The organism is Mesorhizobium robiniae (assembly GCF_040545535.1).
In the GTDB taxonomy this organism is placed as follows: Bacteria; Pseudomonadota; Alphaproteobacteria; order Rhizobiales; family Rhizobiaceae; genus Mesorhizobium; species Mesorhizobium robiniae.
In genome coordinates, this window is record NZ_JBEPMC010000005.1 from 1 (window position 1) to 20,919 (window position 20,919).

18 protein-coding genes are annotated in these 20,919 nt (G+C 61.3%); 9 read left to right on the forward strand and 9 right to left on the reverse strand.

What is annotated here, in order from left to right; genetic code table 11:
* Window positions 1-91: 91 nt before the first annotated feature.
* The 5 genes from ABID19_RS14995 to ABID19_RS15015 form a co-directional block, all read right to left on the reverse strand.
* Window positions 92-730 carry a phosphoribosyltransferase family protein gene (locus tag ABID19_RS14995; protein WP_354491650.1) on the reverse strand — a complete coding sequence of 213 codons (639 nt, stop codon included), beginning with the start codon at window positions 728-730 and terminating at the stop codon, window positions 92-94.
* The gene (locus ABID19_RS15000; RefSeq protein WP_354491652.1) at window positions 727-1,440 is read right to left on the reverse strand and encodes an energy-coupling factor transporter transmembrane component T family protein; all 714 of its coding nucleotides are present in this window, start codon (window positions 1,438-1,440) and stop codon (window positions 727-729) included. The genes ABID19_RS14995 and ABID19_RS15000 overlap by 4 nt, the downstream gene beginning before the upstream one ends.
* On the reverse strand, window positions 1,398-2,915 hold the full coding sequence (locus ABID19_RS15005) for an ABC transporter ATP-binding protein (RefSeq protein WP_354491653.1): 1,518 nt from the start codon (window positions 2,913-2,915) through the stop codon (window positions 1,398-1,400). The genes ABID19_RS15000 and ABID19_RS15005 overlap by 43 nt, the downstream gene beginning before the upstream one ends.
* A 21-nt stretch (window positions 2,916-2,936) precedes the next feature.
* Window positions 2,937-3,509 (reverse strand): aminotriazole resistance protein, encoded by a 573-nt coding sequence (locus tag ABID19_RS15010; RefSeq protein WP_352929598.1) that lies wholly within the window; start codon window positions 3,507-3,509, stop codon window positions 2,937-2,939.
* Window positions 3,510-3,755: 246 nt separating this feature from the next.
* Window positions 3,756-4,769 (reverse strand): LacI family DNA-binding transcriptional regulator, encoded by a 1,014-nt coding sequence (locus tag ABID19_RS15015; protein WP_354491656.1) that lies wholly within the window; start codon window positions 4,767-4,769, stop codon window positions 3,756-3,758.
* Window positions 4,770-4,955: 186 nt separating this feature from the next.
* On the opposite strand from ABID19_RS15015, the gene ABID19_RS15020 reads away from it, so the two are divergent.
* The 9 genes from ABID19_RS15020 to ABID19_RS15060 all read left to right on the forward strand — a co-directional run bounded on the left by ABID19_RS15020 (window position 4,956) and on the right by ABID19_RS15060 (window position 15,603).
* A complete protein-coding gene (locus tag ABID19_RS15020) occupies window positions 4,956-6,053 on the forward strand; it encodes an ABC transporter ATP-binding protein (RefSeq protein ID WP_354491658.1) in 1,098 nt (365 codons plus the stop codon).
* Between the two features lie 6 nt (window positions 6,054-6,059).
* Window positions 6,060-8,126, forward strand: a complete 2,067-nt coding sequence (locus ABID19_RS15025; RefSeq protein ID WP_354491660.1) for a hydantoinase/oxoprolinase family protein — start codon at window positions 6,060-6,062, stop codon at window positions 8,124-8,126.
* A complete protein-coding gene (locus tag ABID19_RS15030) occupies window positions 8,123-10,102 on the forward strand; it encodes a hydantoinase B/oxoprolinase family protein (protein WP_354491662.1) in 1,980 nt (659 codons plus the stop codon). The genes ABID19_RS15025 and ABID19_RS15030 overlap by 4 nt, the downstream gene beginning before the upstream one ends.
* Before the next feature lie 54 nt (window positions 10,103-10,156).
* A complete protein-coding gene (locus ABID19_RS15035) occupies window positions 10,157-11,206 on the forward strand; it encodes an extracellular solute-binding protein (protein ID WP_354491664.1) in 1,050 nt (349 codons plus the stop codon).
* A 65-nt stretch (window positions 11,207-11,271) separates the two neighbouring features.
* A complete protein-coding gene (locus ABID19_RS15040) occupies window positions 11,272-12,138 on the forward strand; it encodes an ABC transporter permease (RefSeq protein ID WP_354491666.1) in 867 nt (288 codons plus the stop codon).
* Complete coding sequence (locus ABID19_RS15045; protein WP_354491668.1) at window positions 12,138-12,944, forward strand: ABC transporter permease; 807 nt, start codon at window positions 12,138-12,140, stop codon at window positions 12,942-12,944. The genes ABID19_RS15040 and ABID19_RS15045 overlap by 1 nt, the downstream gene beginning before the upstream one ends.
* Window positions 12,944-13,600, forward strand: coding sequence for a VOC family protein (locus ABID19_RS15050; RefSeq protein WP_354491670.1), 657 nt, complete (start codon window positions 12,944-12,946; stop codon window positions 13,598-13,600). The genes ABID19_RS15045 and ABID19_RS15050 overlap by 1 nt, the downstream gene beginning before the upstream one ends.
* Window positions 13,597-14,886, forward strand: a complete 1,290-nt coding sequence (locus ABID19_RS15055; protein ID WP_354491672.1) for an NAD(P)/FAD-dependent oxidoreductase — start codon at window positions 13,597-13,599, stop codon at window positions 14,884-14,886. Before ABID19_RS15050 ends, ABID19_RS15055 begins: the two co-directional genes overlap by 4 nt.
* 39 nt (window positions 14,887-14,925) lie before the next feature.
* Window positions 14,926-15,603: a DUF1028 domain-containing protein gene (locus ABID19_RS15060; protein WP_354491674.1), complete on the forward strand. Its 678-nt coding sequence runs from the start codon at window positions 14,926-14,928 to the stop codon at window positions 15,601-15,603.
* Window positions 15,604-15,646: 43 nt separating this feature from the next.
* Here ABID19_RS15060 and ABID19_RS15065 read toward each other — a convergent pair whose 3' ends face one another.
* Genes ABID19_RS15065 through ABID19_RS15080 form a run of 4 tightly spaced genes read right to left on the reverse strand, consistent with a single transcriptional unit; the run spans window position 15,647 to window position 20,917 of the window.
* Window positions 15,647-16,624 carry a sugar-binding transcriptional regulator gene (locus ABID19_RS15065; protein ID WP_354491676.1) on the reverse strand — a complete coding sequence of 326 codons (978 nt, stop codon included), beginning with the start codon at window positions 16,622-16,624 and terminating at the stop codon, window positions 15,647-15,649.
* 28 nt (window positions 16,625-16,652) lie between these two features.
* Window positions 16,653-17,369, reverse strand: a complete 717-nt coding sequence (locus ABID19_RS15070; RefSeq protein ID WP_354491677.1) for an amidohydrolase family protein — start codon at window positions 17,367-17,369, stop codon at window positions 16,653-16,655.
* 11 nt (window positions 17,370-17,380) lie between these two features.
* On the reverse strand, window positions 17,381-18,334 hold the full coding sequence (locus ABID19_RS15075) for an ABC transporter permease (RefSeq protein WP_354491679.1): 954 nt from the start codon (window positions 18,332-18,334) through the stop codon (window positions 17,381-17,383).
* Window positions 18,335-18,373: 39 nt separating this feature from the next.
* The gene (locus ABID19_RS15080; protein ID WP_354491681.1) at window positions 18,374-20,917 is read right to left on the reverse strand and encodes an ATP-binding cassette domain-containing protein; all 2,544 of its coding nucleotides are present in this window, start codon (window positions 20,915-20,917) and stop codon (window positions 18,374-18,376) included.
* Between the last annotated feature and the right edge of the window lie 2 nt (window positions 20,918-20,919).

The following is a 20,919-nucleotide window of genomic DNA, read 5'->3' on the forward strand; positions in this document are numbered from 1 at the left end:
ATAGAGCTGCTTCCGCATCAATGCCTCCACTCGATTCGGAAGCCTTGAATCACAACTCTGCGCTGGCGGGAATCCTAATTGAGTACAGACCCTAGAGGAAGGTTTCCGGAATCGGCTTCCAGCGGTCCCCGTCTGGTGCGAATTGCGGGATATGTGCGAGGCTGTGGATCAGCGCCCGGTCCGGCCCAAGCGTTTCTTGCCAATCCCGCGCCTCGGTGAGGATCACGCCGATGCCAACCATTTCCGCGCCCGCGCTGCGCACCAACTCGACCGAGCCCTTCAGGCTTGAGCCGGACGCCACGACATCATCGACCACCACGACGCGCTTGCCCGCGAGGAGCGGTATCGCGCGGCGGTCGAGAAGCAGGCGCTGCTCGCCCTTCGAGGTGATGGAGGAGATGCGCTGGACAAGCGCGTCGCCCAGATGGATCTTGGGCGATTTCTGCAAGATCACGTAATCGTCGAGTCCCAAGGCGCGGCTCACTTCGATGGCGACGGGAATGCCGAGCGTGGCCGCGCCCACGATCACGTCGGGTTTGAGCGGCCGCAACTTCTCGGCCAATTTGCGGCCGACATGCTCGCCAAACCTTACCCCGAGATCGATGACCATCATCAGCGAAATGGCAAAATCCGGCTTGATCGCAACGATCGGCAAATCGACCTGTACGCCGGCGACGTCGACCGGCCAGTGTTGCCCGGTCATCGGCGCAACAGCGGTTTCCTGGGTCATTTTGTTTGTCCTTGATGAGCGAGCCGCGGTTCGACCAGCAGGCCGACATTGCGCCACGTTGTGCGCTTGCGGTTCATGTCGAACCCATAGATGGAAAGTGAAAGCGAAATGGCGTGCGCCAAGCGGATGGCCTGCACCAGAAGCGGCACACCACGTGCCAGCGCAAAGCGCAACCGAGTTGGCAGCGAGACGTCGTCGATCTCCATGCCACGTGCGCGCTGCGCATCGGCGATGCGCTCGAAATCCTCGCGCAGCATCGGGATGATACCGAAGGTGAGCGACAGGACCAGAGTGACAATGGGCGGGAGACGGGCAGCACTGGCCGCAGCCAGGATAGAGCCTGGCGTACTCGTCTCCATGACAAAATAGAAGGCCGCGGTCGTCGTGACGAGACGTGCCGCCATTCCAGCAGCGATCGGCAGGGCATCGGCAGGTGAAAGCCCCTGCAGCAGAAGGTTGCCGATCCAACTCGCCATGACCAAAAGCACGAGAAGCGCCGCACCTTTGAGATAGCCGCGCAAGCCAGGCACCTGCATCACGCTCAGGAAAACGAGAGAAAGTAGGGCCAGCGGCACGCCGAAGCGCCAGTCCGGCGCAAGCCAGGCCACCAGCATGATGGCGAATGCAGCCGTCAATTTCACGAAAAAGTTGAGTTCATAGATCCGTTTCATGCCGCAGCTCCCGTCGATAGAACCGTCGGTGCGGACCAACCGAGCTGGGAGAATGCACTCGACGCCCAGGCTTCCTGCGGCGCGCCGTCGAAGACGATCTGCCCTTCATCCAATATCAGCGTGCGCGAGGCGACATCTTGGACAAGGTCGAGATCATGCGAGATGAGCATGATCGCGCGTCCCGACGACAGCATGGACCCTACGAACAGGTCCAGCATGCGTCTGCCCTGCAGGTCTCGCGCAAGCAGCGGTTCGTCCAGGATCGCCACCGAGGCCTGTGCCGCATCGGCGCAGGCAAGTCCAAGCAGTGCCTGCTGCCTCGTCGACAGCGCGAAGGGATTGGCTTCGGCCAACCCTTTAATTCCGTATTTCTCCAGCGCTGCATGTGCCTCCCTCCTTACCGAATCGTCGGCTGCCGCGCCTGCGGTGATGGAGAAGACGACTTCCTCGAGCACAGTCATGTTGAACAGGATGCGGCGCATATTCTGCGGAAGATACGCTATCGCGCGGGCGCGGCGGGCAACGGTCCAGCCGTCGGCCGGTTCGCCACCAATACGGACCGACCCTGCGGCGAGCTTCGCCAAGCCTAGGATCGACTGGAACAGCGTCGTCTTGCCTGCGCCGTTGCGCCCTATCAGCGCCACGTGCTCCCCGGCACGGATCTGGAGCGAAACATCACGCAGGACCGGGGCGCCGTCGGGGCGCGCAAGCCGGGTGCGGATGCCGGAAACCGAAAGCAGCACATCGCCGACAGGAAAGGATGGTGTGCTGGTCGCCCGATGGTTGGGCGGCAGGATGCCCGCCTCCAGCCACGGCTCTTGTTGTGTCATGATCAGGCGCGCGGCGACCGCCTCCGAAAGCCTGCCCGACACGAGCAGGCGCACATTGTCAGCGACGGATTTGAATGCGCCCGGATCCTGTTCGGCGACGAGCAACGAGGGCACCTCGTCGGCCAGCTTCGCGAGAATTCGAACCAGCCGTGCACGGGCAGCTGGATCGAGCCCAGTCGTGGGCTCGTCGAGTACAAGCAGCTCAGGCGCAGCCGCAAGGGCAGCCGCGATTGCCACCATCCGCCGTTCGCCGCCGGAGAGAGTGAGAACTCGCCTCCCCCGCAGCGGATTGAGCTCAAGCTCATCGAGCAGAACCTGCAGCCTGCGGCGGATAAGTTTCTTTTCCACGCCCCGGTTTTCCAGCGGGAACGCGATCAGGTCCTCGACACCCAGGTCCCAGAGCTGGTCCTCGACATTCTGCGTAACGATGCCGATCCTGGTAAAAAGGGCATCCTTCGACAGGCTCGAAAGCGGCTGGCCATCGAATGAAACCGAGCCGGAGAAGTGACGGGGCGCAACGAGGCGGGGGATGATTCCTCCCGCCACGTTGAGCAACGTGGTCTTGGCTCCGCCTGCCGCCCCGCATACGAGCAGGCGCTCGCCACGTGCAATGGTCATCGTCGCTTCGGCGACTGCCGGCGGCGCATCGCCGAAGCCCACCGTCACATTGGTCAGTTCAAGCACTTTTCAAATCTTACCTTGCGCTCAGAAGCGCGTGAAACCGGCAGGATGCGCGCTCTTGAGAATCTTCAGCGCTGGGACGACAAGAAGCGGCGTGCCTATGATCATCGGCACGATGTCCGACAGCCCCAGATACATCACAGCCCACCAGAAGGGGAAAATGCCGAGATAAGCGAGACTGGCCGAGACCGCAACAACCATCACGAGGCCAACAATTAGGCATACTGCCGCAATTTTGATCAGTGTGTTGCGATCGAATTTCGTTCTGGCCGGGTCGAATATCAAGCCAGGCACGAGGCCGGTGAGGCCTACCATGATGCCGTCGACGATGAGCGAATGGGCGGGGATGAATGTGCCCGCCAGCAGCGACCAGACTATGGTGCCGAGATAACCGCAGATGAAGCCGCTCTTCCAGCCGAGCAGGATACCCACAAGCGGAGGCAGAAAGGCGAAGATGCGCCACTGGATGACGCCGGGAACGAGCTGTATCGGATTCGCATAGGCCCAGAGCACTCCGGTCGCCGCGGCAGCGACGATCGACAGCACGATCGGGAAGAGGGTATTACCCTCAGAGTGAGTGGCAGTTGCGTCTTGCATGACGAAATTCCCCTGATGTGCCTCCCCTGACTGAAAAGCAAGTTATGTGCCGGATTCCTGCCAGCGGACCGAATTGGATGCTCGCCGGCCGGACGTCGGAGCACTGAGCAAATGCAATCATGCCGCAAGCTTGGAAAGGGCCAGAATCCCGGAGCAGTGGAGGCACAAGGTGATTTTAGGCGTCGCAGAGCCCCACCATAAAGTCGATGACCGCGTCGCGATGAGGCTCCGCTGCTGCGCCCTGTTCTAAGTGCTCGCGCGTTTGATGATCTGGAAGCCGGTGTCGACGACCCGACCTCGATTTCGATTACCCCTGGCGCGTTCCACGATCATTGTAACGGATTGCTGCCCCATTTCGTAGGCATTGGGCTGGACCGTAGTGAGGCCGGGAGTGATTTCGGATGCGATTTCATAGTCACCCCAACCGGCTACGGCGATCCGGTCCGGGACCTTCCATCCGCGCCGTCCGCATTCGAACAGCACGCCCGCCGCCACGATGTCCGTCGGGCAGATGACAGCATCGATCCGAGGACCGATACGGCAAAGCTCTTCGAGCGCCTTCGGACCTGCACCGAAACCGTCCGCCTCATCTGCCAGATGAACCAGATCAGATGACAAACCAGCTTGCGCAAGAACAGACCTGAAGATCGGCAGTCGCTCTGTGAACCGGTGAGACGCAGTACGCTCGTACCCGATGAAGCCGATGTTGCGGTATCCTCGAGCAAGGAGCACGTCGAGGATCGCCTTGGTCGCCGCAGTGGTGGAATAGCCAACGGCCATGTCGATAGGATTTCCCAGAACCCAGGATTCCACCACGGGGAGCGCTGTCTTTTGGAGAATATCTATGGCTGCTGGCTCGTGCTCATTGCCGACAAGGGCAATGCCGGCAACGCGCAGCCCGATGAACGTTTGAATGGCTGCGTGCTCGTGGCAAATCGTATCGGCCAGTTTCAAAACGAGTTCGTAGCCATGCTCGGCAGCCGTATCTTGCATGCCACGGACATATTTGTAGAAGCTCGAGTTCTTGATCGAAGGTATGATCGCGCCGATGACACGGCTTTGTCCCGATGCGAGATTTCCGGCTGCATGATTGGGCACATAGCCAAGTTCAGCAGCGATCCGCATGACCCGCTGACGTGTCTCTTCCTGAACGCGCTCCGGGTAGCGGAAGGTGTTCGAAACAGTCATGGGCGAGACACCCGCGGCACTGGCAATCGAGTGCATGGTGACCAGACCGACCTGCTCGCGTCGCTTGGTCATAAATTACCGCTTGCTGTTCGGGCTGGGTGACGACAACCGTCCTGTCCCTTTAAAGGAAGCAAAAAAGCCATACCTGTTGACTCGTTTTGGCTTTCCATGAATTGTAGCGCTACAAAATATAAATGGGAACAGGCCTTTGACGGAAATCTTGCAGGCAAAAATCCTGGGCCGGGGCCACTGCGTAGCATGAGTTCTGGGCTGGAAAAGGCAGCGGACCTGCAACTTGCCGGCATTTCCAAGTCGTATGGAAAGGCGCTGGCCGTCCGCGATCTAGACCTGGAGATCGAAGGGGGACACCTGGTGGCCCTTCTGGGTCCTTCCGGTTGCGGCAAGACGACGACGTTGCGCATGGTCGCAGGTTTCGAACGGCCCGATGTGGGTTCGATCAAGATCGGCGCAACGGATATTACTCATTTGCCGCCCCATCGTCGCAATCTCGGGATGGTCTTTCAGAACTACAGTCTGTTTCCGCACCGCACTGTTGCTGAGAATATCGGTTTTGGCTTGCTCATGGCAAAAGTCGGCGCTGCCGAAAGGGACCGCCGCGTCGCGGAAATGCTGGACCTGATCCAATTACAGTCGCGCGGCGACATGTATCCTTCACAGCTTTCCGGCGGCCAGCAGCAGCGCGTGGCGCTGGCCCGTTCGCTCGTGGTCAATCCCAAAGTACTGTTGCTGGACGAGCCGCTCGGCGCTCTGGACAAATCGCTGCGCGAGAGCATGCAGTTCGAAATCCGCGCAATGCAGCAGCGTCTCGGCATCACGACCTTGCTCGTCACCCATGATCAGGAGGAAGCGCTCTCCATGTCGGATCGGGTGGCCGTCATGAGCAACGGCCGCATCCTGCAAACCGGGACCCCGACCGAGGTCTATGATCGGCCGCAAACGCGGTTCGTCGCGGAATTTCTCGGGACCTCGAATATTTTCGAAGGCACGGTGGCGCCGGGCGGCTCGGCATTGATGCTGCCTGGTCGTTCAGCGCCGGTCGATGTTCTTCTCGATCGTCCGCAGGAACCCGGTTCGGCTCTCATGGTTTCAATACGTCCCGAGCGCATGACACTCGGGGCGATACCGGTGAACGGCCCGCAATTCGAGGCGCGGATCACGGGCGCCGTCTTCCGCGGCAACTACGCCGCCTATCAGGTCGACGTTCCGTCCTTGAAACGCGAGCTCTTCGTCTACAGGCAGGCCGATGGGCCTTTGGGGTCGGTCTCGTTTCGACTTGGTGAAGCAACGACGCTCGGCTGGGCGCCTGAAGATGCCGTCATCGTACGGCCGGAGTAATGTGGAATGACAAATACGGAAAATGCCGGCGCTCGCATCGGCATCGATGTCGGTGGCACATTCACGGATTTCGTGCTTTCCGATCCGCGCAACGGAAGTCTTACGCATTATAAGGAACCTTCGACCCCCGACGAACCGTCGCGGGCTCTGATTGAAGGGCTGCAGTCTCTGCTCGACAAGGCAGGTCTGCGGTCGAGCGACATCGCGACCATCATGCATGGAACGACAATCGGGCTGAACGCGATCATCCAGCGGCGCGGCGCCACGATCGCGCTTGTGGTCAGTCGCGGATTTCGTGACATCCTTGAGATCGCCCGAAGCCGAATGCCGTCGTCGTTCGATTTCCACGCCAGCAAGGAAGAGCCGCTGGTGCCGCGCTTCCGGATTGTCGAAATCAATGCGCGCCTTTCCGCGAGCGGCGAAATGACCATGACGCCGGACGACGCGGAACTCGATCGCGTCGCGGCGGAGATCAAGACGCTCGGGGTTGATGCCGCCGCCCTGATGCTCATCAACGGATATACGAAGCCGGCGGTAGAGATTGATCTTGCTTCCCGCCTATCGGCGAAAGCCGGCGGCCTTGCAATCAGCTCCGCTGCGGCGATCTGGCCCGAGATCCGTGAATATGAACGGACATTGGTTGCCTGCCTGAATGCTTATATCCAGCCGCTGATGCACCGCTATTTCAGCGGATTGAAGAGCGGCCTCGAGCGCGACGGCGTCGTCGCTCCCATCCTTGTTACGGCCTCGAACGGAGGTTCGCTGAGCCTATCTTCGGCTGGAGAGCGGCCGGTCGAAACCATCCTGTCCGGGCCGGCATCAGGTGTGATGGCCGCGGCGCGCCTTGCCGAGGCCGCGGGCGTTCAATCGATCATCACTTTCGATATGGGCGGCACCTCGTCGGATATCGCGGTAGCGAGCGCCGGTTCGGCGCAGCTTGCGACCCGAACCGATGTCGGCGGCCTTCCGCTGGTCCTTCCGGTCGTCGATGTTTCGGCGATCGGTGCAGGCGGCGGCTCGATCGTGTGGGTCGACGATTACGGAGTGCTGAAGGTCGGTCCACGCAGTGCAGGCGCTATGCCGGGGCCGGTCTCCTATGGAAGAGGCGGCACCGAACCGGCAGTGACCGATTGCTACCTCACGCTAGGCTATATCGATCCGGGCGGCTTTCTCGGAGGCCGCATGCGGCTCGACGGGAAAGCGGCGGCTGCGGCGCTTTCCAAAGTCGGGGTACGGATCGGCCTCGATGGGGAGGATGCCGCACAGCGCGCCGCAGAAGGCGCATTGGCGGTCACGACGGCGGGCATGGCGACCGAGCTTTACAAGACGCTGGCCTCGCGCGGTCTCGATCCGGCGACGTTCGCGCTCGTTCCCTTTGGCGGTGCAGGGCCGACCCATGCCAATCTGCTGGCCGAGGAGACGGGGATTGGACGTATCGTCATTCCGCCGGCGGCGGGAACCTTTTGCGCACTGGGCGCTGCCGCTGCGGACTTGCGGCGCGATTTCGTGCGCAGCCTGCGTTGGCCTCTCGACGCGCGGAGCGCTGGGTTGCTGCAAGGCGTATTCGATGAACTCTCGGCCGAGGGTAGCGCCTGGCTGGCCCGGGAAGGCGAGCAGAGCACACAGCGCCGGTATGAACGTGCAGTCGACATGCGTTACGCGGGACAGGCTTATGAGTTGCGAGTGGAGCTTGCCGACGACTGCAAAGACGCACTCTGCGTGGCGGAGGCATTTCATCGCGAGCACGAGCGCATTTACGGGTTTCGCGACACGGAGAGCGAGATCGAACTCGGAACGGCGCGGCTTGCAGTCGTTGGCGTCACCTCGAAGATTTCCGAACCGGTCATCGCGGCCGGGACAGGCACGCCCAAGCTGAAAGCGCAGCGTCGCCTGTTCAGAAAAGGCGCCTGGATTGAAGCCGGTGTTTACGCACGGAGCGATTTCGGCGCCGGAGACACCATTCAGGGACCGGCCATCATCGAGCAGGAAGACACCACGACGGTTCTTCTTCCCGGCTGGGCCGCCAAGGCGGATGCCACTGGTAATCTTCATCTGGAAAGACATTCGTCATGAAGCTCGATCCCATCACGCTCGCCATCCTTGGCAACAAGCTGGCTGCCGTCAGCGAGGAAATGTGCCTGACGCTTCAGCGCACCGGCCGCACATTGTATGTCAAGGAAACGGCTGATTTTGCCTGCGCGCTGGCGGGACTCGACGGGCGCTTCTTTGCCTATCCGCGCTCCATCGGGGTTTCGGGTTTCGTCGGCCTCGAGTGCGGCCCGACGATCGCAGCTGTCGGTCCTCTGGAGCCGGGCGACGTCATTTTAACCAACGATCCCTACCGGTCGGAGGGGCTTGCGACGCATCTTCCCGACCTTCACATGATCCAGCCTTACTTTCACGACGGCAAGATAGTCGCCTATGGCTGGTGCTTCGTCCATTGCTCGGATGTCGGCGGGCGCGTGCCTTCCAGCATCTCTCCGATCAACACCGAGATATTCCAGGAAGGTCTGCGCATCCCGCCCGTCAAGCTGATGAAGCGCGGCGAGATGACAGCGGAAGTGCGCCTGTTCCTGGATGCCAACAGCAGGACGCCCGATGCCAATATGGGCGACATCCGCGCCATGCTCGCAGCGCTTTCCGCCGGCCGCCGTCGTCTCGAGCAGACCATCGCGCAGCATGGCGTCGCGGCAGTGTCCAATGCGGCAGTCGATCTGGTCGCCTATGCGGCTGAGAAGGCCCGGACCGTTCTGAAGCGTGTACCGGCCGGTACATACGCCTTTTCCGACTATCTGGACGACGATGCCGCGACGCGCACTCCAGTGCGAATAGCGCTGGCTGCCACCTTCGAAAAAGGCGAGGTTCATCTCGATTTCACCGGCACCGATCCTCAGCTCGCGACTGCGATGAACATCCCCTCACGGGGCCGGCCGCATGCCTGGCTGACCTTGCGCGTTCTGGCGCTGGTCAACACGCTCGATTCAACGGCGCCGCTCAATGTCGGGCTGCTCGATCCGGTGCGCATTACCGCACCGGAGGGAAGCCTGGTCAACCCGCAGGAGCCGGCGGCGACGGGCGTGCGTCATGCGGCAGCAATCCGCGTGAACGACGTTCTGAACGGTGCGTTCGGCAAAGCCCTGCCGGACGTGATGCCGGCAGCATCGTCCGGCACGGTGATACCGGTCGTCCTGGCAGAACCCGATGGCCGCGGCGGCCGACGTGTTCAGGTCGTGGAGCCGATGATCGGCGGTACCGGTGGTCGTTTCGGTCGTGACGGCGTCGATTGCCGCGACAGCGGGATTTCCAATCTGGCGAACAATCCGGTCGAGACGGTCGAGGCGGAACTCGGCATCGATATCCAGACATACGCCCTGCGTCCGGATTCCGGCGGCGCCGGTCAATGGCGTGGCGGCTGCGGCATGGAACTGACCTTCCGTATCCTCACCGACGATTCCAATGTGCTGGGGCGCGGCATGGAGCGTCTGGTGTTCCGCCCCTGGGGATCGAATGGCGGCAAGCCAGGACTTCCCGGCGCGCTGATCGTCAATCGTGGCAAGCCCAGCGAGCGGCACCTTGGCAAGATCGATGTGCTGAATCTCAACGCCGATGATACTGTGACGTTCTTGACGCCGGGCGCCGGTGGCTGGGGCGACCCGGCCCGTCGCGACCTGGAAGCGGTGCTCCAGGACGTCAAGAACGGTTTCATCAGTCCCGAGGGCGCAGCCGCGGATTATGGGGTGGTGATCCGCGACGGTGCGGTGGATGAGGCCGAAACCGCAACGCTGCGCCAGACGCTTCCACCCAGCAATGCATCGAATGCTCAAGGCCCTGAGCGCGAGCGCTGGGAAAGCATCTTCACAGCACCCGTCATGGACCGGCTGAATCAAGGGCTGATCGCCTTGCCGGGCGCAGCGCGGCAACGCCGTCGGCGCGAGATTTTCGACGCCGTGCTGACCGATCTGCCGGAGACTTTCCCCCGCGCGGCCGCCAATGAACAAGCTATCTCCAATGCACGCGAAAAGTTGGAGGCGATCGCGCAGAGCCTCTGAACCTTACCAGACCACCTGCATGCCCCTTCGTTCCAACCCCTTTGGAGAACTGCTATGATCCTTTTGAAAAGACGCAATTTTCTTAGCGGTGCCGCCGCGATCGGCGCCGGCCTGATGACCGGCGGCATGCCGCGGTTTGCGAACGCGCAATCCAGCGAAATAACGGTCACCGCATTTGGCGGCGTGTGGGAAGAAGCGGTGCGAACCTGCTTCGTGGCGCCGTTCGAAGCGAAGAGCAAGGCCAAGGCCAATGTTTCGCTCGGCGGCCCGCCGCAATGGCTGGCCCAGGTTGAGGCCAATCCGGCAAAGCCGCCGCTCGATGTTCTGATCATGACGCCGGACCTGGCATTGACCGCTGCGAAGGCCGACCTTGTCGATGACTTTACCGTCGCCAATCTGCCCAATCTGGCCAAGATTCCGCAGCAACTGACCGATTCCATCATGGGCAAGGGTACGCTCTTCGACTACGGCGTCGGCGGGATCACATTCCACAAGGAACGCGTCAAAAGCCCTCCGAAGTCCTTTGCTGAATTTGTCGATCGCGTTGCCGCGGGCGAGTTCGTCGCCTCCCTCCCCTCGATCAGCTATGCGGTCACGCCCATCATGCTGATCTGGGCCATGGCAAAGGCACTTGGCGGCGGCGTCGACAATGTCGATCCATTCTTCAAAGCCATGGAGAAAATGAAGGACAATCTCGTCTTCTGGGCGGGGCCCAACGATTTCTTCAACCATCTATCGTCCGGCGAGGCCGAACTCGGCATCTATTTCGACGGCCGCACCTGGAACCATTATGATAGCGGCGCGACCTGGATCGACTTTATCAATCCGACAGAAGGCGGCTCTCTGAACGGTGTCGCGGTCCAGAAGCCCAAGAACGCAAACCCGCTCGCCTGGGTTTACATCAACGAGGTTCTGGACGCCGCCAACCAGACCAAATTCGCAGAGATCATGAATTACGGCGTGACCAATACCGACGTGGTCTACAGCGAAAAGCTGAAGCCGCGCGTGACGCCGTGGGAAAAGACGGCCTTTCCCCCTTACGAGCAGATTGCCCTGGTCCGCAATGAATGGGTCGATCGCTGGAACCGCGAGATCGGTCGCTAACAACCGCCGTAGCTGCGTCGCTCCGCCGGGCGACGCAGCCACGATTCTCACATCGGAAACAGTCAATGGCCGATACTAAGGCGCCCGCCATTTCGCAAGCGAGAGCACAGCCGGTGTTGAAGCCGTTCTTTCTGGCTATTCCGGTCGTGCTTTTCCTGCTGGCATTCTTTGTGCTGCCGCTGATCGACAACGGCATGCGCAGCTTTGCGAACGCGGAAACCGACGGCTTCACCTTGTCGCGCTATGTGTCGCTGTTGACGGATCCATTCTATTTTCGCGTGGTCGCCGAAACGATCCTGCTGTCGACGGTGGTGACGGTCATTTCAATCGTGATCGGTTATCCGGTCGCCTATTTCCTCGTCCGCAAGGCGGGGAGATGGTCCGGCCTGGTCATATTCCTGCTGATCGCGCCGCTATTGACGTCGATCATCATGCGGACTTTTGGGTGGCAGGTGCTGTTTGCACGCCGCGGCCTGGTCAACAATCTGCTTGTCGAACAACTCGGCATCATTTCGGCGCCATTGCGGCTGACGAATTCTCCCGAGATCGCCATTGCTGCGCTGGTCCACGTCCTCGTCCCCTTCATGGTCCTCTCGATCAGCTCTGTACTGCAGGGGCTTGATCGTCACATCGAGGAGTCCGCCAAGATCCTTGGTGCGGGACGGTTTCGCACGTTCTGGGAAGTCACCCTTCCGCTGTCCCTCGACGGTGTCGGCACCGGCGCGATCCTCGTCTTCATGATCGCCAACGGCAGCTTCGTAACGCTGGTGCTGCTCGGCGGCGGATTTCAGACGCTGCCGCTTATGATTTATCAGCAGTTCAACACAACCCGCGATTTTGGAATGGCGAGCGCGATGAGCACCATCCTGCTCGTCATCGCCATCCTGTGCCTCTGGCTTCAACTGCGCCTCGTGCGCCGAAAGGGAGCATGATGGGTCAGGCACAAAGGGACTGGATCAACCTCTGGCTTTTCGCCTTCGTCGTGCTGTTTTTCATCTTCATGCTCGCGCCTATCCTGGTCGTCGTCGTCGTATCCTTTACGTCCGCCGGCTTTATCGCCTTTCCGATCCCTGGCTGGTCGCTGAAATGGTTTGCGAGGATCTTCGAATACCAGCCCTTCATAGACGCGCTTATCGTCAGCATCGAGGTGGCGATCGGTGCGACGCTATTGTCCTGCCTGCTCGGCGTCCCGGCTTGCCTGGCACTAGCGCGCTCGCGCGCCGGCTGGACAAACGCGGTGATGACATTTCTGCTGTCGCCGCTTTCAATGCCGATGATCGTCATCGGTTTCGCCTCTCTGTTCTTCCTGTCCTGGCTGGGCATCGGCGTTTCGTTCACTGCCCTTTTGATAACGCACACGGTTGTCTGCCTTCCCTACGTCGTGCGCACGGTGGCTGGCGTCTATCATGGGATTCCGAGAGCCTATGAGGAGTCGGCCTCCATCCTTGGCGCCGGTCCCTTCCAGGTGTTCTGGCACGTTACCTTGCCGCTGATAAGGCCGGGCATCATGGCGGGATCGCTGTTCTCGTTTCTCACCTCCTTCGACAACTTGCCGATCAGCTACTTCTTTGGAAGCGCCAGCACCAACACACTGCCAGTCGTCATGCTGAGCTACATGGAAAACCAGTTCGATCCGTCGATCGCCGCCCTCAGCACGCTGCAGCTGGTCATGGCCGTCATCGCGCTGCTGGTGGTCGATCGTCTCTACGGCATCGATAAGATGACGGTTTCGGCTTGATGCTGCATCTGCCGATCGATCACGTGGTTCTGGTGGTGCCTGATCTCGACCGTGCCGGCCAGGCATTCGAGGCGGCGGGCTTCCACGTTACGGAGAAGGCCACTCATAGCACCGCGATGGGAACCGCCAATCGCTGCATCATGCTCGACGGGACCTATATCGAGCTGATGGGAATAGTGACGGAAACGCCGTCCAACCTTCCGTGGCGCACGCTCCTGGACATGGGCCAGGGCATTCGCGGTCTTGCTTTTCGCAGCACCGACATCAGCGCCTCTGGGAAAGAGCTGACCCAGGCCAACGTAGCCATCGAGCCGACCCGACATTTTTCCAGAGAGACGCCGCAAGGCGAGCTTCGGTTTTCCGTGGTGCGGATCGACCCAGCGGAGACGCCTGGCCTGCAATGCCTTGTCTGCCAGCATCATACTGCCGAAAGGCTGTGGACGGCGCAAAGCATGCGTCATCCGAATGGCGCTGTCGGCCTGCAATCCCTGGAGGTTCCGGAAATTGCGACGCTGTATCGCCTTGCGGCCGTGTTCAACGACGGCGGCGTCGCCGTCGCCTCAGGTGATGGCCGCCTGGTCTTGGCGGGGCACCAACCGAACTCCTTCGATCTGCGCAGCGCATGCGGCGTCGAAATCGAGGTGGTCGGCCAATGACCTCCTGGCCTCTGGACAAGCCATCACAGCTCTGGATGGCGCTTTCGCGCGAGCGCTTCGAAGCGCCGGCCTTGCAGAGTGAGATCGAGGCTGATGTCGTGGTGGTCGGCGGCGGTATATCCGGTTTGGCAACGGCGCTGGAGCTGGCGCGGCGCGGCCGGAAGGTCGTTTTGCTGGAGGCAGCGAAGATCGGCTACGGAGCCTCCGGGCGCGCCAACGGTCAAGTGATATCGGCCCTCACGCGTCATGGACCGGCGGCGATCCGGGCTCTTGAGCCGGGCGAGAAAGGTGATCGTCTCATTGCGCTGGTGCGAGACGCAGCCGACATGCTTTTCGCGCTTGTCGATAAATACGCTATCGACTGCGACGCCTGCCGGAACGGCTGGCTGCAGCCTGCCCATAGCGAAGGGCGCGCGCGCCGCACTACGGATCTTGCCGAGCAGTGGGCGGCAGTCGGCGCACCGGCCGCTGCTCTTTCTTCGCACGCCATGCAGGCGCGTCTCGGCGCCGGCGGTTATCATGGTGGCTGGGAGCACCGCGGCGGCGGCCATATCAACCCTTATGCCTTCACCCTCGGTCTGGCCCGGGCGGCGGCACAGGAAGGAGCCTTCATCTTCGAGAGCAGCCCGGCATGGCGCATTGGACGTGTGAGAAATGGCTGGCTGGTCGAGACGCCGGAAGGCAGGGTGAGCGCGCCGAAGATTGCGCTCGCCACGGCAGCTCATACTGGCAATCTTTGGCCGGCGCTCCGCCGGTCTATCGTGCCGGTGACCTCTTATCAGGCGGCAACCGAGCCTTTGGGGGAGCTTGCAACCCGGATTCTCCCTGACAATGAGGCCGTATCCGATACCCGCATAGACCTTCGCTATTTCCGTAAGGATCGCGATGGCCGGCTGGTCTCCGGCGGTGCGCTGGCGCTGCAAATCGGCGCATCACGACGTCTGCCCGCGCTCGTGGCAAAGCGACTGCACAACATGTTTCCAGCTCTTCGAAAGAAGCGAATGGAGTTCTTCTGGGGCGGCCGAATCGCCATGACAATCGACAGGCTGCCGCACCTTCACCGACGCGCCGACGGCCTCTGCGCCTGGGTCGGTTGCAATGGCCGCGGGCTGGCACTCGCTTGCGCGATGGCACCAGTGCTGGCCGACGCCATTGACGGCGTGCCCGACGATGAGCTCGCCTTGCAACCAAGCAAGCCACGCGCAGTACCGCTGCACGCGATTACCTCCCGCATCGCGCGCTTCATCCTGCCTTGGTACCGATTCAAGGACAGTTGCGAAATCTAACCTGCCAAGACGACGCGCGGCTCAGCGCGAGGAGACAGCATGACCTTTTCGCTTTCCGCATTCGATCGAGCAACCGGCATGTTTGGCATCGCGGTTGCAAGTTCCAGCATTGCCGTCGGCAATCGCTGTCCATGGGCGCGAGCTGGTGCGGGTGTCGTTGCAACCCAGCACCGAACGGATATCCGCTGTGGACCACTGGGCCTCGAGCTCCTCAGCCAAGGTTTTTCTGCGATCGAGGTCGTCAATCTCCTCGTGGCCGGCAGTGAGCACCCGGATCTGCGACAGTTTTCCGTTGTTGACCGCGACGGGCGAACCGCCTTTTTCAACGGTCCCAAAATAGAATCCATTGCCACAGCACACCAGGGCGACGCCTGCGTCTCGGTTGGCAATTTCCTGGCAAACGAGCGCGTCACAGCCAAAATGGTGAGCGGCTACGAAAAATCGTGGAGCGCAAGCTTTGCGGCAAGGCTTCTGGATGCGCTGGATGCTGGCGTAGCTGCCGGAGGAGAGACGCAGCCGGCGATGGCGGCAGCGCTGTTGATCGTCGACCGACATGCCTGGCCGCTGGTCGATCTCAGAGTTGATTTCGTGGCAAATCCGGCGACGGGCCTGCGTGCGCTCTGGGGGGCCTATGAGCCGCTCGTTGACAGGTTCGTGACCCAGGTGCTGCGGCCGGCAGAGTTGAAGCCGCTCATCAACAGCCCTCTTCAGGTCTAACCCGAAGCTGTGCCATCGCCGCCGCCCTACTCGACTGCTTCGCTCACCGGTGCTGATCTTTCAGGATCAAGCGCGCCGTATTCTCGTCGGTGATCAATCCATTGGCCAAGCTCCCCGCGAAAGCTGCTTGGACCGCCTGAACGCGGTTGGCGCCCGAAGCCACGATGATCGTCGGACGCGAAACAGACGGCGTCGGCGAGAACGATGTCAGACGCGGATGATAATCCGCGTCGACCAGTCTTCCCCGGCTGTCGATTGCGCTGCCCAACAACTCTCCAACGCCGCCCCTTTCCATTGCCTGGCGTGTCTCGGCAGGCGTGATGAAGCCGTCCATGAGGAGCGACGCTTCCGCCCCCCAGTAACCGATCCCCATCATCAGGACGCTCGCCTCATCGACAAGTGCACTCAGCATCTTATAGCCAGGCTGAGCCTGGAGCACTTTGCGCTCTTCAATCGAATTGGTCACAACCGGCATAGGCAATGGGTAGCACTGTGCGTTGATGCGTTCGGCAAGCCAGGTGACCACATCGTAGTGACTGGCGCGGCCATCCCGCGTGAGATTGCCCATCAGCGAGACGCATTTGTGCTGTGGCCGGTTCATCTGCTGCAAGCGCCGCGCAACTTCTCGCATCGCCTTGCCGTTGCCGATACCGATTGTCACCGGAGCCTTCTGCTGCAGCAGATTCTCCAGATACAAGGCGGCCAGGAGACCGACGGACGGGATATCCTCGACATTGCCTGATTCATTGAGAGCAACATCGCAATACTGCAGTCCAAACCTGTCGGTCAGTTTCTCGGCAAGCTCAATGCACTCGCTCATCGGGTGAATAAGCTGGAACCGCATGAGCTTTTCGCTTTGGGCCAATGCGATCAACCGCTGCACGATCTGGCGTGACACCCCGAGCTGCGCCGCTATCTGATCCTGCGTGCGGCTTTTTTCGTAGTAGAGCCAGGCGGCACGCGCCGCGAGGTCGATCCGGCGGTCGCCGTGCATGTCGATGCGATCGCCGGTGTCGCTCATGAACGCGGCCCAGACAGGTAATGCAGCATCACAGGTTCAAGAGCCTGGCTATGTTGCCGCCGACGATCTTGGCGTAGCCGTCGTGGTCGGCCGTAGCACGCTCCATTTTCTTGAACTCCCATTCATAGTCGACGAAGGGCGAGTCGGTGCCCCAGATGACCTTGTCTGGACCGAGTTCGCGCACGGCGGTCTGGATCTCGAAGATCGGCGCCCGCGATGTTTCGAGATAAAGGTTGGGATATTGCCGGGCGAACGATATCGCCTGATCGACCGACCAGAAGAAGCCCATATGGGCCATCAGCAGCTGCACGGCAGGGAAGCGCGCCGCCATAAGCGCGAATTCGGGTGGGCTGTTGTAGAGATCGCTGGCGCCGTGGACGATGATCGGAATGCCGAGTTCCTCGGCCACCCGGAACAGGGGGTCCACCAGGTTCGGGTCAGACAGATGAAAACCATTGATCGTCGGGTGCAGCTTCAGCCCTTTGAAGCCCCAGTCGACGACGCACCGGCGAACTTCATCGGCCGCGTCCGGCTGCCAGGGATTTACTGCGCAAAAGGGGATCAGCCGGTCTGGGAACTGGTCGAAGGCCTCCTTGATCGGCTCATTGCTGAAATTGCCTTCAACGAAAGGAAACATGACGGCCTTGTCGACACCAACAGCGTCGATCTTGGCGACCAGTTCAGCGCCGGTCTGACGTGCGCCCGGCCGGATTCCGAGATGGTTGTGTGCATCAATGACAAGCATGCGAAGGACCCCTATTCTTTTCGTTTCAGGCCGCCAACCGCCATGGCGAGAAGGATCAAGCCGCCATTGAAGGCATAGCGCCACGGCGCGCCCATGCCCAGGATCGTAAGCCCGTTGCCGATGAAAGCGATGAAGAGCGCGCCGAGCAACGTACCGAACACGTTCATCTCGCCGCGCCTTGAAGCGAGCGTTCCCAGATAGGCGGCGGCGAACGCATCGAGCAGATACGGTTCGGCGCCGCGCGGCATGGCGATGCCGGTGCGCGAAACCAGCGCGACGCCGGCGATCGCGGCAAGGGTCGACGCGACTACGAAACCCGCACCGAAAACCATTCGGATATCAATGCCTGCCAGGAAGGCGGCGCGGACATTATTACCGACCGCTCGCGCCTGCCGAGCGAACGGCGTGTAGCGCATCAGTGTGAAGACGAAAAGGAACACCACTGTGGCTAGGATGATGAGCGCTCCTATGCCGCCTACCGATCCTTGACCGAGAAACAGGAAGGGCGCCGTCAGGCCGCGCGGCAGCGTGAAGAGGATCTGTGGCTCCGAGCCATTGGTCGCCATGAGTTCGCCTGACCGGATGACGAACATCATGCCCAGCGTGCCGATAATGGCAGGTATCCCCAGATATGCCATCTGCACCGCATTTACCGCGCCGATGATCACCCCGAATGCGACAGGCGCGGCGAACGCCACCCAGATCGGGTAGTGATTGATGATCGCGATAGCGGCGATCAGACCGGCGGCGTCGGCAACCTGAGCGATTGAGAGATCGACGCCGCGCATCGACATCACGACTGTCAGACCGAGCGCAAGGATGATGAGAATGGTGCTCTGACGAAGCACGTTGGCGACGTTGTTCGGGCTGAGGAAAGACGGTTTGAGCAGATAGACGATCGCCAGCACCAGGATCATGCCCAGGATGGGGCCGTAGGTGCGTAAAAGGTCAATGAGCCTATTCATGTTGGACTGTGTCAGAGTGGCGGCCACGGTCATCTCACTTCAAAAAATGGTAACTTGGCCGATTTCCCGGCGACGCACGACACCCACCGCTGTCGCCATGACGAGGACGATGCCCTGGATTGCCGGCAGCGCCTGGCTGGATATCCCCATCAGGATCAGCCCATTGGACAGCGACGCCAGGAAGAGCGCAATCACCACGGTCCCAATGACGTTGAGATCGCGTCGGCGCGACAGCGTGCTGCCGAGGAAACTTGCCGCCAGCGCGCTGATCAGAAAGTCGATGCCTGTCGCGAGCGCCGACGCGCCATAGCTGTAGGACGCCAGTACGACACCCGAAACGCCAAGGATGAGACCGCCAAGCGCAAAAGAAGCGAATGCATATGGCGCCTGGTCGACGCCGCGCAATTGCGCCGCCGGCAGGTTTTGACCGACCGCGTACATACGCCATCCGAGCCGGGTCCTGCGCAGCACACCGTGCAGACAGATCGTCGACGCGATCAGCAGGATGAAAACGAAAGGCACCGGCCCGACATAACCCTGCCCGATGAAGAAGAAGCCGGGCTGGCTTGCCAGCGTCAGTGCCTGGCCGCCATTGTACAAGAGCGTCGCGCCCATAGCCACGAACATGGTTCCCAGCGTCGCCACGAAGGGGGGCATGCGAAACACCAGGACCAGAAGTGCGTTGAACATCCCCGCGGCGAGTCCGGCTAGGGCTCCGAACAGAATACCGATGGCCGCGCTCATACCGCCGATCAGAGCACCGGCCGCCAAATTCGTCGCCAGTTGGCTAATCGCGCCTGCCGACATGTCGAAACCGCCGGCAATCAGCACCACCGTCAGGCCCAGAGCGATAAAGCCAAGCACGCTTCCCTGCTTCAAAAGGTCGAAGACATTGCCCGGGCTGAAGAAATGTGGCGCAACCACGCCGATCAGCGCAAGCGTTACCAGCATTCCGGCGATGGTGCCCCATCGGGTGAGAAGGCTGGTCATCGTCCACTCGGTGCGGCCATCGTTCGCCGGCAGCGAATGCGCGTTGCCGAGCGTTGCAGCGGCGGACGGGGCGGTGTTGCCGGACGCCCAGAACAGCAGCGCGGCGGCATCGATTTCGGGACGCTCCAGAAACTTGCTGATCCGGCCCTTGTGCATCACTGCAGCGCGGTCGCACATGCCCGCTATCTCCTCGAAATCGGAGGAGATGAAGATGATCGCCGCGCCGCGTTTGGCGAGCTCGACCATCTGCCGATAGATTTCAACCTTCGAGCCCACGTCGACGCCAGTGGTTGGCTCGTCGAAAATGAACACCTCCGCATCACCCATCAGCCAACGGCCGATGACGATCTTCTGCTGGTTGCCACCCGAGAGGTAGCGCGCGATCTGTCCGATGCGCGGAGGCTGGATGGCAAGCCGGCGCACGACTTCCGCCGCATCCCGGTTCTCGCGCCGTACATCGAGCAGCCCGAACGCCGACCATCGCGAGATGTTCGGCAAAGTGAGGTTGTCACGCACGCTCATATCGAGCACCAGCCCCTCATGGCGTCGATCCTCCGGGATCAACGCAAAGCCCTCCTGCTTGGCCTGGCGCGGTGACGACGGCGTTGAAGGCTTGCCATGCAAGGTGACGGTGCCGGCGCTTCGCGGCAGCGCACCGATAAGTGCCATTGCGAGCTCGGTTCTGCCCGCGCCAACCAGTCCGGCGAGGCCGAGAATCTCGCCGCGCCTAAGCGTCAGATCGACACCGCCAAGTGCGTTGCCCTGAGAAAGTCCCTCGACGATCAGGATCGGTTCGCCGATGCTTACTTCCTCCTTGGGATACAGCTGGGAGATGTCGCGCCCCACCATCATGCCGATGATGTCGCCACGCGAAGTCTCGTTTGCCGGGAGGGTTGCAACGAGCTTGCCGTCTCGAAGAATGGTGACCCTGTCAACGAGATCCAGAACCTCGTCCAGATAGTGCGAGATGTAGATGATGGTGACGCCGCCATCGCGAAGCGCGCGCACCACCTGGAACAATTGCTCCGACTCAGCCTCGCTCAGCGATGCTGTGGGCTCGTCGAGAATGAGGACACGCGGGTCGCGCATCAGTGCCGCGGCGATCGATACCTGCTCACGCTGAGCGACGGTCAGGTCCCCCACCAGCACGTCTGGCGAAAACGAAGCGCCTACCCTATCGAGCGCCGCCTGCGTGGCGGCGCGCATGGTCGCGAAATCGAGGATGCCGGCGCCCCTTGTGCGTTCCTGGCCGAGGAAGATGTTCTGCGTGACATCGAACTGGGCGACCAGTGCCTGATCCTGGTGCACGATGACGATGCCGTTGGCTTCGGCGTCATTGGGGCCGCGCATACGGATGGGTTTGCCGGCGACCTCGATTGTGCCGGCGTCGGGCTGATAGACGCCGGTCAGTATTTTCACCAACGTCGACTTACCGGCCCCGTTTTGTCCGACGAGCGCATGGATTTCGCCTTTCTCGACAGCAAGCGAGACGTCAGAGAGCGCGGCGATCCCGGCAAACTCCTTGCGGATCGATCGGCATTCGAGGATCGTTGCGCCTGAGGGTTTCATCGCATCGTATTGGTTCGACATCATAA

Bases quoted from the DNA above. Each gene is read 5' to 3' on its own strand.
- ABID19_RS15050 (WP_354491670.1), top strand. From the start codon at position 12,944: ATGCTGCATCTGCCGATCGATCACGTGGTTCTGGTGGTGCCTGATCTC.
- ABID19_RS15015 (WP_354491656.1), bottom strand. From the start codon at position 4,769: ATGACCAAGCGACGCGAGCAGGTCGGTCTGGTCACCATGCACTCGATT.
- ABID19_RS15070 (WP_354491677.1), bottom strand. From the start codon at position 17,369: ATGCTTGTCATTGATGCACACAACCATCTCGGAATCCGGCCGGGCGCA.
- ABID19_RS15025 (WP_354491660.1), top strand. From the start codon at position 6,060: ATGACAAATACGGAAAATGCCGGCGCTCGCATCGGCATCGATGTCGGT.
- ABID19_RS15030 (WP_354491662.1), top strand. From the start codon at position 8,123: ATGAAGCTCGATCCCATCACGCTCGCCATCCTTGGCAACAAGCTGGCT.
- ABID19_RS14995 (WP_354491650.1), bottom strand. From the start codon at position 730: ATGACCCAGGAAACCGCTGTTGCGCCGATGACCGGGCAACACTGGCCG.
- ABID19_RS15035 (WP_354491664.1), top strand. From the start codon at position 10,157: ATGATCCTTTTGAAAAGACGCAATTTTCTTAGCGGTGCCGCCGCGATC.
- ABID19_RS15045 (WP_354491668.1), top strand. From the start codon at position 12,138: ATGGGTCAGGCACAAAGGGACTGGATCAACCTCTGGCTTTTCGCCTTC.
- ABID19_RS15075 (WP_354491679.1), bottom strand. From the start codon at position 18,334: ATGAATAGGCTCATTGACCTTTTACGCACCTACGGCCCCATCCTGGGC.
- ABID19_RS15065 (WP_354491676.1), bottom strand. From the start codon at position 16,624: ATGAGCGACACCGGCGATCGCATCGACATGCACGGCGACCGCCGGATC.
- ABID19_RS15055 (WP_354491672.1), top strand. From the start codon at position 13,597: ATGACCTCCTGGCCTCTGGACAAGCCATCACAGCTCTGGATGGCGCTT.
- ABID19_RS15060 (WP_354491674.1), top strand. From the start codon at position 14,926: ATGACCTTTTCGCTTTCCGCATTCGATCGAGCAACCGGCATGTTTGGC.
- ABID19_RS15020 (WP_354491658.1), top strand. From the start codon at position 4,956: ATGAGTTCTGGGCTGGAAAAGGCAGCGGACCTGCAACTTGCCGGCATT.
- ABID19_RS15010 (WP_352929598.1), bottom strand. From the start codon at position 3,509: ATGCAAGACGCAACTGCCACTCACTCTGAGGGTAATACCCTCTTCCCG.
- ABID19_RS15040 (WP_354491666.1), top strand. From the start codon at position 11,272: ATGGCCGATACTAAGGCGCCCGCCATTTCGCAAGCGAGAGCACAGCCG.
- ABID19_RS15080 (WP_354491681.1), bottom strand. From the start codon at position 20,917: ATGATGTCGAACCAATACGATGCGATGAAACCCTCAGGCGCAACGATC.